The organism is Methanoculleus sp. UBA413 (genome assembly GCF_002502935.1).
Lineage (GTDB): Archaea > Halobacteriota > Methanomicrobia > Methanomicrobiales > Methanoculleaceae > Methanoculleus > Methanoculleus bourgensis.
In genome coordinates this window covers 1-10,789 of sequence record NZ_DAQR01000087.1, presented here as the reverse complement: position 1 = coordinate 10,789, position 10,789 = coordinate 1, and the positions used below count along the sequence as shown (strand labels likewise).

At 61.7% G+C, this 10,789-nt stretch carries 11 protein-coding genes and 1 pseudogene; all 12 read left to right on the top strand.

Annotation, left to right across the window (positions count from 1 at the left end):
- Positions 1-240: pseudogene (locus BP858_RS07100) on the top strand (hypothetical protein); the annotation flags it as partial.
- The gene (locus tag BP858_RS07095; RefSeq protein WP_062261794.1) at positions 237-911 is read left to right on the top strand and encodes an ABC transporter ATP-binding protein; all 675 of its coding nucleotides are present in this window, start codon (positions 237-239) and stop codon (positions 909-911) included. The pseudogene BP858_RS07100 and the gene BP858_RS07095, both read left to right, overlap by 4 nt.
- On the top strand, positions 908-2,113 hold the full coding sequence (locus tag BP858_RS07090; protein WP_286879182.1) for an ABC transporter permease: 1,206 nt from the start codon (positions 908-910) through the stop codon (positions 2,111-2,113). The genes BP858_RS07095 and BP858_RS07090 overlap by 4 nt, the downstream gene beginning before the upstream one ends.
- Positions 2,114-2,130: 17 nt before the next feature.
- Positions 2,131-3,312, top strand: coding sequence for an ABC transporter permease (locus BP858_RS07085; RefSeq protein WP_286879181.1), 1,182 nt, complete (start codon positions 2,131-2,133; stop codon positions 3,310-3,312).
- 91 nt (positions 3,313-3,403) lie between these two features.
- Entirely contained in the window at positions 3,404-3,661 is a 258-nt protein-coding gene (locus BP858_RS07080) for a DUF3303 domain-containing protein (protein ID WP_062261799.1), read from the top strand.
- Positions 3,662-4,068: 407 nt separating this feature from the next.
- Entirely contained in the window at positions 4,069-5,253 is a 1,185-nt protein-coding gene (locus BP858_RS07075; protein ID WP_286879180.1) for a hypothetical protein, read from the top strand.
- 57 nt (positions 5,254-5,310) lie between these two features.
- Positions 5,311-5,967, top strand: coding sequence for a MarC family protein (locus BP858_RS07070; RefSeq protein ID WP_156147663.1), 657 nt, complete (start codon positions 5,311-5,313; stop codon positions 5,965-5,967).
- On the top strand, positions 5,964-6,938 hold the full coding sequence (locus BP858_RS07065; RefSeq protein WP_286879179.1) for a phosphatase PAP2 family protein: 975 nt from the start codon (positions 5,964-5,966) through the stop codon (positions 6,936-6,938). The genes BP858_RS07070 and BP858_RS07065 overlap by 4 nt, the downstream gene beginning before the upstream one ends.
- 49 nt (positions 6,939-6,987) lie before the next feature.
- Positions 6,988-7,446 (top strand): NfeD family protein, encoded by a 459-nt coding sequence (locus tag BP858_RS07060; protein WP_286879178.1) that lies wholly within the window; start codon positions 6,988-6,990, stop codon positions 7,444-7,446.
- Position 7,447: 1 nt separating this feature from the next.
- Positions 7,448-8,539 carry an SPFH domain-containing protein gene (locus BP858_RS07055; RefSeq protein WP_286879177.1) on the top strand — a complete coding sequence of 364 codons (1,092 nt, stop codon included), beginning with the start codon at positions 7,448-7,450 and terminating at the stop codon, positions 8,537-8,539.
- Positions 8,540-8,941: 402 nt separating this feature from the next.
- A complete protein-coding gene (locus BP858_RS07050) occupies positions 8,942-9,937 on the top strand; it encodes a DNA-methyltransferase (RefSeq protein ID WP_286879176.1) in 996 nt (331 codons plus the stop codon).
- A 127-nt stretch (positions 9,938-10,064) separates the two neighbouring features.
- Positions 10,065-10,718: a PaeR7I family type II restriction endonuclease gene (locus BP858_RS07045; RefSeq protein ID WP_286879175.1), complete on the top strand. Its 654-nt coding sequence runs from the start codon at positions 10,065-10,067 to the stop codon at positions 10,716-10,718.
- The last annotated feature ends 71 nt before the right edge of the window (positions 10,719-10,789 follow it).

Sequence of the window (10,789 nt, the reverse complement as noted above, 5' to 3'; positions counted from 1 at the left end):
GTCGCCCCGTTTGAGGTGACGTTCCGGGCCGGGGCGGACGTGACTGAGGTCCCGCTCATCATCGACTACCGCGACAGCGACGGGAACCCCTTCTCGGTGACCGTGCCTTTCTCGATCGAGAACCGGACGGCCGAGGGCACAGCGGCGCCCGCGATCCTGGTCCCGGCCGCCGTCGCCGGCGCGCTGGTCCTCGCCGCAGCGCTTGCGGTCCTCTGGTACCTCCGGAGACGGCGACGATGAGCGACGAGCCCATCGTCAGGTTCGAGGACGTCACCAGGGTCTACCCCCTCCCGGCAGGGGCGGTCGTGGCACTCGACCACGTCTCCCTCACGGTCGAGCCGGGCGAGTTCATCGCCGTGATGGGACCCTCGGGCTCCGGAAAATCGACGCTCCTGAACCTGATGGGCTGTCTCGACGTCCCGACCACAGGGAAGATCTACTTCGCCGGGCAGGATATCTCCAGGCTCGGCGACGACGACCTCACCCGGCTCCGGCGTGACCATATCGGGTTTGTCTTCCAGCAGTTCAACCTCATCCCGCTGCTCTCGGCGCTTGAGAACGTCGAGTTCCCGGTCCTCCTCACCGCCGGCCGGGAGGAGAGCAGGCGACGGGCGACCGAGGTTCTGCGGGCGATGAACCTCGACGACGCCCTCTTCTCCCACCGCCCGGGCGAACTCTCGGGCGGCGAGCAGCAGCGGGTGGCGATCGCCCGGGCGCTCGCGAACGATCCCGACCTCCTCCTCTGCGACGAACCGACCGGGAACCTGGATACGAAGACCGGGACCGCGATCATGGACCTCCTCGCGGCCGAGAACCGCCGGGGAAAGACGATCGTCATGGTCACCCACGACCCCCGGGTCGCCGGCTACGCCCGCCGCCGGATCCAGATCGTGGACGGGAGGCTGGTATGATCTTCCTCTCTTTTGCAGCGAGGAACCTCCGGCGCCACTGGTTCCGGTCGCTCCTCTCGGTCATCGGGATCGTCGTCGGCGTCGCGGCCATAGCGTCGCTCGGGATCCTCGGGGGGAGCATCAACCTCCTCGTCGCAAACCTCATCAGCGACGTCGGGGACACCATTGTGATCACCCCGCACACCGCCATCGGCGGGACGTTCGCCGGGGACCCCCGGACGGCCGTGGACGTGACCCTCTCCTCCCGGGAGGTGGACGAGATCAGGCGGGCGGCTAGCCCCTACCGGGTGATCCCGGTCCTGCAGGGGGTGGACGAGGTGGAGTTTGGCCGCGGCGAGAGCGGGTATACCCGGGTCATCGGGCTCGATCCGGAGAATATCCCCATCCTGCTCAAACTCGAGGAGGGGCGCTACCCCCGGCAGAACCAGCCCGGGGCGCTCGTCGGGACCTACCTTGCCCGGGAGTACGACCTCCGCCCCGGTTCAAGGATCACCGTCGGCGGGGAAGACCTGCGGGTGGCGGGCGTGCTCGCGGAGCGGGGGTTTGCCGTCGACATCAACCCAGACTACGCCATCGTCGTCACGGAGGGCTGGTACACCGGCCATTTCGGGACCCAGGACGGCGGCTACGCGATGGCCATCGTCCGGGTTGGGGATATCGCCGCGATCGATGACGTGAAGGATGCGGTGGAGACCCGGCTCAACCGGCGCGAGGATGTGGTCGACATCATCGATTCCCGGGAGATGCTCGGGCAGTATCAGGCTATCTACGACCAGATCACGGTCTTCCTCCTCGGGATCGGGGGGATCTCCCTCCTCGTTGCGGCCGTCAACATCCTCAACGTCATGTACATAGCGGTGACCGAGCGGGTCTCTGAGATCGGGGTGATGCGGAGCATTGGGGTCCGCCGGCGTGAGGTCCTGCGGATCTTCCTCTACGAGGCCCTGGTCCTCGGTGTCGCCGGGAGCGCCGTCGGCGGGGTCTTGAGCGCGGTCGTCGGCTATGTCGTCAGCGTCGCCGCCATCGGGCTCTTCACGGCAGGGACCACGTTCGGCGAGGAGTTTGTGGTCTTCAACCTGACCGCTGTCGGGTACATCGTCTTTGGCATGGCATTCGGTATCGGAACAAGCGCCCTTGCCGGGTTCTACCCGGCCTGGAAGGCGGCCCGCCTCCTTCCGGTGGAGGCGATGCGGCATGCGTGACCCGGAGGAGGGGCGGCGTGATCCTGGTTAACCTTGCAGTCCGCAACCTCAGGCGGCACGCGGTCAGGTCGGTCCTTGCCATGGTCGGGATCGTCATCGGGGTCCTCGCCATAGCGTCGCTCGGGATCCTCGGCGCCAGCCTCTCGGCGCTCGTCGGGGGCCTGGTCTCGGACGTGAGCGACACCATCCTCGTCACCCCCCACGTGGCGGTATCCAGCGGCGACCCCTTCGACCCGAGGAACATCCTCGCTTCACGGATATCTGACCGTGACGTGGCGCTCATCGAGAAGGCGGCCGGGCAGAACCGCGTCATCCCGATGTTCCGGACGGCCGAGCGGCTCACTTCGGGGGAGACCTCCGGCTACGTGACGGTCTACGCGCTCCGCCCCGACGATATACCGTTTCTGCTCGATGCGGAGGCGGGCCGCTACCCTGAGTCCACGTCGCCCGGGGTGATGGTGGGCTCGCTCCTTGCCGAGGATCTCGATCTCAGAGTTGGGAGCAGGATCGAGTTTGCGAACGAGAGCGTCCGGGTCATTGGGATCGCTGCCGAGCGGGGCATGGGAATCGATATCAACCCTGATTATGCCGTAATCGTCACCGACGCCCGCTACCCGAGTGAGGAAGCGGGCATGGTGGTCGTGAAGGTGAGAGACCCTGCCGATATCGGGGAGGTGAAGGCCGCCATCGAGAGCCAGGTCAACCGCAGGAAGGAGAAGGTGGACGTCCTCGACTCGCGCGAGGTGCTCCAACTCTACTACGAGACGATGGACGCCATCTCCCTCTTCCTGCTCGGCATCGGTGCGGTGTCGCTCTTTGTCGCGAGCGTCTCGATCCTCAACGTCATGATCATCTCTGTTACGGAGCGGAGACGGGAGATTGGGCTGATGCGGAGTATCGGCGTCTCCCGGCGCGAGGTCTTGCGGATCTTCCTCTACGAGGCCCTGGCCCTCGGTGTCGCCGGGAGCATCGCCGGGGGGATCCTGAGCGCTCTCGTGGGCTACTACGCGAGTGCGGCCGCTTCCGGGCTCCTCGGGGGCTTTGTCGTCCCGGCCGGGGAGGCTGCCGTGAGCCCGGCGGTTGCCGGCTACATCGCTTTCGGGATGGCGTTCGGGGTTGCCGCAAGCGTCATCGCCGGGCTTTACCCGGCGTGGAAGGCGGCGGGCCTGAACCCGATCGAAGCGCTCCGCTACGAGTAAGGGGCCCCGGACGCGTTCTCCGTGCGGTCCGGGATCTCGGGGTGCAGGGTTTATATATCCGGGGTGGTATGGGGAGTCAGGTGAAGAACGAATGCTCTTTGTCCTGTGGTATAAGTTCGAGCCTGAGCACACCCACCAGGTCTTGGAACTCTGGAAGCGCTTCCAGTTCCCCTCTGACGTGAAGGTCCACCACCGCTACCTCCTCATCGGGCGGCACATGTCGGTCGCCGTCTTTGAGGCGCCGGATGAGCGGTCCATCCTGAAGATCACCGCGCCGTTCAGTTCCTACGGGGTTGCACACGTCGCGCCGGCGATGTCGCTCGAAGAGGCGATCAAGACGACGTGGTGATCCGGAGCGCTCCCGGAAGACCGGAAAAATTCCCCTTTTTTGTCTGAACATCGATCTCGGTCTGCGATACCGGATGCCTCCGGCACTCAAGGTCTCGACCACGTCCAGGGCGCGACACCTCCCGTGGGGCCGGCGCGCGCATACCCTGCGGTGCGGCCTCCAGGTTTCCCTCAAAAACCATCCCCAATACGGTCGATTCCCCGGATCCCGCCCCTCATGCCTGCTAAGGAACATGATCCCCGGTCGGCCCCGCCCCTCCCTGTCAGCGAACGTTTGCGTAATTTCATGGTCCCCGGGATCGGAAACTCTTATGAGCACTTATAGGATGATAGACTCCCACATCAGGAAGTGCTCTGACCCTCATCCGGTCCTCAATACGATAACAATACCCAAGTTGTGTGAAACGAATGTTACAGATGATTACGTGGCTCGACAAGAACTTCAGCTCGCTCCAGCCAACGCGGGCGATCATCATGAGAGCGCTGCGCCACATGCGCCCCGCGGATCGAAAAAAACTCTTCTCCAAGGATATCCCCGAGATGCGGACCGCTGAAGGGCGGTGGTTTGAGGCGATCATCTATGAGATGATCCTCGACCTCAGCCTCCAGACCAACCTCATCCTCTCCGTCGTGGCGCGGGGGGCCGATGGTCCCGCCAGGGTCAGGCGTGCGCAACTGGGGCAGAACGGCCTCTTCTACTCAAACATCGGGGATATCAAGGTCCGGGGAAACGGCCAGGACCTCGCCGAGGTCGATCTGATGCTCGTCGACCATACGGGCGCGCTGACGTTTGGCGAGATCATCACATCCCCTGCCGACTTAAAAGAGTTTGAGGAGGAGATCCACTACAAGAAACAGCTCCTCGGCTACCTCTATGGGCAGCCGACCGTGCCGTTCCTCCTCATCTCCTCGGTCGACATCTCCCGGACTGCCGTCGTCCGCCGTCTCCTCAAGGAGCCCGACAACATCCTCCTCACCACCGCCTCCTGTGAGGACTTAAAGACCCTGATCCGTCCCCGCGACCTGAAACGGAGCCCGCCCCGGAAGATCAGGCACGAGAAACTGATATCGATATCAGATATCGCTCCCCGGCGACCGTTCGATTACAAGCAACTCCACGACGAGCGGATGCAGAGCATCATCAACTCAGTCACCTCAGACCGGGGTATCGAACAACTGGGCACGCCTGACGAGATCCCGCCGATCGTAAAAAAGGTCCTCTTCGGGGGGCTCTACCCCTCCGCCGTCCGGATGCTTGACTCCCGGTATCCTATCCGCATCAAAGGAAAGACCTATGACCCGGATACAATCCAGAAGCAGTTCTCAAAGGTCGTCCTGGCCGTGAACCTCCCCGAATACAAACCGATCATCTACCTCCGGCGGCGGAACAAGAAGGAGTACCTCAAGATGGTGCCCAATAACCGATCCGGCGGGTTCAAGTTCGAGAGCCGGCGGACACCCCATATGGCCGGGTTCTTCCTCTGGCTGGAGTCGGTCAGGCCGTCGCTCGGGGCCGAGTTGACACGGGAACTCCTGGATGCGTTTCCCGCGGTCCATGTTCCGGGAGCGACGACTGCGACGCAAAAACCGTAAGATACCTATGGGGCCGGAACGCATATGTCTCCATGATTTCGGGGAGGTGTGGCCGGGGTGGACCTGGTAGCCAGTCTTGCTGAATTCACAGCCTTTAGCTTGGTCGCGGTCGCCTCGATCATCGCGGTGATGAACCCGGCCTCTACGATCGTGGTCTACACGGCGCTCACCGAGGGCATGAGCGGGAGCGAGCGCCAGAAAGTCATCAACACGTCGATGAAGATTGCCTTCATCGTGCTCGCCTTTTTTGCTCTCACGGGGCAGCTGATCTTCTCGATCTTCAATATCACCGTTCCGGCGTTCCAGATCGCGGGCGGTATCCTGCTGGTCAGCGTGGCGACCGGAATGCTCAACACGAAGGGCGAGTCGTACTCGCCTGAAGAACTGGAGAATATCGCCGTCGTACCGCTGGCCTTCCCGCTCTCGTGCGGCCCGGGGACGATCACGACGGTGATCCTGCTCGCATCGGGCCCTGAGGGGGTGGCGGGGATTATCGCCGTCTTTGCAGGGATCATCGTGGCTCTTGCCATCTCCTACATCGGGATGCTCTACGGGCCGACGGTCTTTGCCTACATCGGGGAGGAGGGGTTACGGGTCGTCCCGAAACTCCTGGCGGTTATTGTCCTTGCCATCGCCATCCAGTTCATCATCAACGGGATTTCGGCGGCGATGCCCCAGCTCCTCGGCAGCATCGATCTTGGCGGACTGGTATGACCGATGTTCAGATCACGCTCATCCGGGTGCTCCAGGATCAGGCGGCGTGGCTTGCCGCTCCCATGCTCTTCTTCTCCTTTCTCGGGCAGCCGGAATTCTTCCTGCTCGTCGTCGCGCTCCTCTACTGGTGCGCAAACCCCCGTCTTGGGCTCCGCCTGGGTCTGCTCATGGGGATATCGTCCGGGCTCTCCGTGGCCCTGAAGATTGCGTTTCACCTTCCCCGTCCCTACTGGGTCAGCCCGGAGGTCAGGGCGCTTGCGAGTCATCCGTCGTTCGGTCTCCCCTCAGGCCACGCCCAGGGTGCGGTTACGTTCTGGGGTCTGCTCGCCGCCGATGCCCGGCGGAGGTGGTTCTCTCTCTTCGTGGTCGCTCTGGTCCTCCTCATCGGTGCGTCACGCATCTTTCTTGGTGTTCACTTCCCGGTCGACATCATCGCGGGGTTTGCGTTCGGTCTTGCCGTCCTCATCGGGTTCCTCGCCCTCGAAGAGCCGGTGGGTCGCCGCATCGCCGCCCTCCCCATTTCCCGGCAGATCCTGCTCGCGTTTGCCGGTTCCATCGTCCTGGCACTGATCTCGTTTGCCGCCTTCGCGGCCATCGGTGACTGGCAGATCCCCGCGTCCTGGGCGGCGGGGGCGATTCAGCAGTCGGGCCAGCCTATCAACCCGCTCGACCCCGGAGGCGCCGTGACGGCGGCGGGGTTCTTCTTTGGGTTTGCGGCCGGGGCGGCGGCAGCGTGGCCCCGGCAGGAGAGCATCTGCATCACCGGGAAGTGGTCAGACCACCTGCTCCGCTACGTCCTCGGCATCATCGCGGCCGGGATGATCTGGTTTGGGTTCGGGCTCCTTGTCCCGCCGGAGCCCGTTTTGGCGGCCTATATCCTCCAGTACCTCAGGGCCGCCGCCGCTGCCGCCTGGGTCTCGTATGGCGCCCCGGTGGTCTTTGCCCGCGTATACCCGGCGGGCCGTGCCTGAAGGAGCGCTCACTCCATACCCTTTTATTCCGCCGGCGCCATTTCTCTCTATGCTTGTAGAGGGGATAGCTCTAGGCTGGGTGCTGATCGTGCTCGGAGCAGTGCTGCTCCTGATCGAGGTCTACCAGCCCGGGTTCTTCATCGCCGTTCCTGCCACGGTCCTGATCATCCTTGGGGTTCTCCTCCTCCTCGGCGTCGATGTCCTCAGTTCTCCCACCGGCCTCATCGTCGGGGTTGTGGCGGCAATGGTAGCTGCTTCGGTCACAGTCTGGGTCTACAGTCGTCTCACGCCCGGGAAGAAACCCCCCACGACCCTCTCCCGGGACTCGCTTGTCGGCCTTGAGGGGCTGGTGGTCAGGGAGGTCGAGGCCGGGACAATCTCGGGGAAGGTGCGGATCGGGAGCATGGAGTGGAGCGCGCGAACCGAGTCAGGCAGCATTCCTGCCGGGAGAAGGGTTACTGTTGTTCACTCCGAAGGAGTACATATTGTTGTGAAGGAGATTGAGTAAGATGCTTTTAGGGTCTATTCCGTGGACCGGACTGATTACGGTCTTTCTGATCATTGTTATTGTCGTCATCTTCGCCAGCGGCGTGGTGATTGTGCAGCCATACGAACAGGGTCTCCAGATCCGCCTGGGGCAGTACATCGGGAGGATGAATCCTGGGTTCCGGTGGGTGGTCCCGCTGATCACGAGGGTCGTGAAACTCGATCTCAGGACTGAGGTGATGGATGTCCCGCGGCAGGAGGTGATCACGAAGGACAACTCCCCGACGAACGTCGACGCGATCGTCTATGTCCGGGTGATCGACCCCGAGAAGGCCTACTTTGAGGTGATGAACTACCGATCGGCGACGGTGGCGCTCGCCCAGACGAGCCTGCGCGGGATCATCGGCGACATGGAACTCGACGAGGTTCTCTACAACCGGGACATCATCAACGCCCGTCTCCGTGACATCCTGGACCGGGAGACCGATGCCTGGGGCGTGAAGGTCGAGCGGGTGGAGATCAAGGAGGTCGACCCGGTCGGCCCGGTCAAACAGGCGATGACCGAACAGACTGCTGCCGAGCGGGAGCGGCGTGCCGCGATCCTCAGAGCGGACGGCGAGAAGCGGTCCGCGATCCTCAAGGCCGAAGGGAAGCGGCAGAGCATCATCCTGGAGGCCGAGGGCGAGCGGCAGAGCAAGATCCTCCGGGCCGAGGGGGACCGGACGTCCCGGATCCTGCAGGCACAGGGCGAGGCGCAGGGGCTGCGCATCATATCGGTCGGCTCTCGGCCGCTGGACCGGCGGGCGATCACGGTCCTCTCGCTCGATGCCCTGAAGCAGATGGCCGACGGCCAGGCGACGAAGATCATATTCCCGTTCGAGGTCTCGACCATCGTCAAACAGGCAGCCGAGTACCTCGGGGCCACGGTCGAGGCCCCGGAGGTTCCTGAAGGGACAGAAGTGCCGCCAGAGGATATTCTCGGGGAGATCCCGAGCCGGGAGGAACTCCGGGCCACAGAGGAGGCGGCAAAGGTCCCTGATATCGATATCGAGAAGGAGATGCAGAAGAAGCCAAAGAACCTGGTGGAGGAAGAGGAGGAGAAGGAGGGGCTGTGAACTACCCCATGCGAAGGCGTGGGGCTTCCCGGCCATCACCGCCCCTGCCTCACATGAGGTATTCCCAGATCTCCACAAGCGTTGATTATCCTGTTCGGGCAGTTCCTACCCTACAGGCACTTGTGTGAGGGCCGATTGCCCGGGTTTATCGCAATATGGGGCCTCTACTACTATGTAAATGAGCCATGCGGGGGGATTCGTGTGCGATCCTGAAAAAAGGGTGCCGCGATTCCCCTTACGGAGGGACCCCGCCCACTCATGCCGCCTCTGGCCCCGCAGAGATAGTGCCCATGGTCCGAGGGGGCCAGATCCCGCGGGTCAACGAGGAGGAATGCTCCGGTACAATTATGTAATCATGGGTGTCGATCATAGAAATGGTGGCAGATCTCAAAACCATTTCATATGACGGAAACAACTCACTTCCCTGCTGAAAAATCCTTTTTTATCAATGAAACCGGGAGGGATCAACCGCTGAAGAACTATATCCCGGCTGAGATCCTGGAAATAGCAGAGGTCGGGGGGCAGCGTGCCATCCCCCGGATAGCGAAGGACCTCTCGTTGATGAAAGAACTTGAAGCTATATCAGGCAATTTGCCGACACAGCACCGTTTCATAAACGCCGATAGCCGTAACCTCATGTTCCTTCCTGATGAGAGCGTCCACCTGATTGTGACGTCGCCTCCGTACTGGACCCTCAAGAAATATCCCGAGAGGGACGAACAGCTCGGACAGATTGAGGACTACGAACTCTTCCTGGAAGAGCTTGATAAGGTATGGAGACACGTCTATCGGGTCCTTGTCCCAGGGGGCCGCCTGGTCATCGTTGTCGGCGATGTCTGCCTGCCCCGGCGTGAAGCCGGGCGTCATGTCGTGATGCCTCTCCATGCCAGCATCCAGGAGCACTGCCGCAAGATCGGGTTTGACAACCTGGCGCCGATCATCTGGTATAAGATCGCCAATGCCTGCTTTGAGGCAAATTCCCGAGGGTCGTTTCTGGGAAAACCCTATGAGCCCAACGGGATCGTCAAGAATGACATCGAATACATTCTCTTCCAGAGAAAGGCCGGAGGTTACCGGAAGCCCTCACTTGAAGCACGGTTACTCTCGGTCATCTCGGAGGAGAACCAGAAAACCTGGTTCCGCCAGATCTGGGACCTTAAGGGGGCATCGACCAAGGAGCACCCCGCACCCTATCCTCTGGAACTGGCTGAAAGACTCGTGCGGATGTTTTCTTTCGTAGGCGACACCGTCCTCGACCCGTTCGGCGGCACGGGAACGACCAGCCTCGCTGCCGCACGGTGGGGCCGAAACAGCATCAGTATCGAGGTTGAAGAAAAATATTTCCTCATGGAGGTTGAAAGGTTTAATCGTCAGGCAAAACAGTCCCGATTGTTCTGATAGGGGCAGGATCATGGTAAGTGACAGGATACTCCGGGAAATCTCCCGCGACGACTATTTTTCTCGTGCGGTGCGATATTTCTGGGATAAGAGGGCGTCGCAGGCGGAAGATTAGAACAGTCGTGGTGTGAAAGACCAGGGCTTTCGTTCGGAAGCGACGGGTGGGAAGCATATGGATGGGTTCTTTTCGCCTATCCGTGATCTGCTCATGGATGTCGGGGTGCCTGAGAGTGATATCTGCACACGGAGGAGTTCTCTCAACCTTCCGGGGTATTTCCGGGCGGAGAAGCAGTGGGACCTTATCGTTATCAAACACCATCCTGACGGAAAGAAGGAACTGGTTGCCGTCCTTGAACTGAAGTCCCAGAAAGGACCGTCATTTGGGAACAATATCAACAACCGGACTGAGGAAGTTCTGGGGAGCGCATATGACCTCTGGACGGCATACCGGGAGGGGGCCTTCAAAACTTCCCCATCGCCCTGGCTTGGGTACCTCCTTCTGCTTGAAGACTGCGAGAGATCCCGAAAGAGTGTGAGGAACAACGAGCCGCACTTTGAGGTTTTCCCCGAGTTTAAGGACGCCTCCTATATTGAACGTTACCACCAGACCTGCCTTAAGTTAGTGCGGGAGAGGGTCTATTCCGAGGTCTGTTACCTGCTTGCGAAGGAAGATGATAAAATGAAACCCCGGAACTACGCTGAACCGGATGAGACTCTGTCGGGGTACCGATTCCTGCGGTCCTTGTGCTCGCATCTGGGCAATTTTTATGAGATGGTGTAAGCCTGAAAGCCGTCCCCAAACACTTCTGCCGGGAGAGTTTCTTCAGATGGAGGGGGCTTGCCCCCTCCCCT

Coding starts and splice junctions, on each gene's coding strand:
- BP858_RS07055 (WP_286879177.1), top strand. CDS start 7,448: ATGCTTTTAGGGTCTATTCCGTGGACCGGACTGATTACGGTCTTTCTG.
- BP858_RS07095 (WP_062261794.1), top strand. CDS start 237: ATGAGCGACGAGCCCATCGTCAGGTTCGAGGACGTCACCAGGGTCTAC.
- BP858_RS07050 (WP_286879176.1), top strand. CDS start 8,942: ATGACGGAAACAACTCACTTCCCTGCTGAAAAATCCTTTTTTATCAAT.
- BP858_RS07075 (WP_286879180.1), top strand. CDS start 4,069: ATGTTACAGATGATTACGTGGCTCGACAAGAACTTCAGCTCGCTCCAG.
- BP858_RS07065 (WP_286879179.1), top strand. CDS start 5,964: ATGACCGATGTTCAGATCACGCTCATCCGGGTGCTCCAGGATCAGGCG.
- BP858_RS07060 (WP_286879178.1), top strand. CDS start 6,988: ATGCTTGTAGAGGGGATAGCTCTAGGCTGGGTGCTGATCGTGCTCGGA.
- BP858_RS07080 (WP_062261799.1), top strand. CDS start 3,404: ATGCTCTTTGTCCTGTGGTATAAGTTCGAGCCTGAGCACACCCACCAG.
- BP858_RS07090 (WP_286879182.1), top strand. CDS start 908: ATGATCTTCCTCTCTTTTGCAGCGAGGAACCTCCGGCGCCACTGGTTC.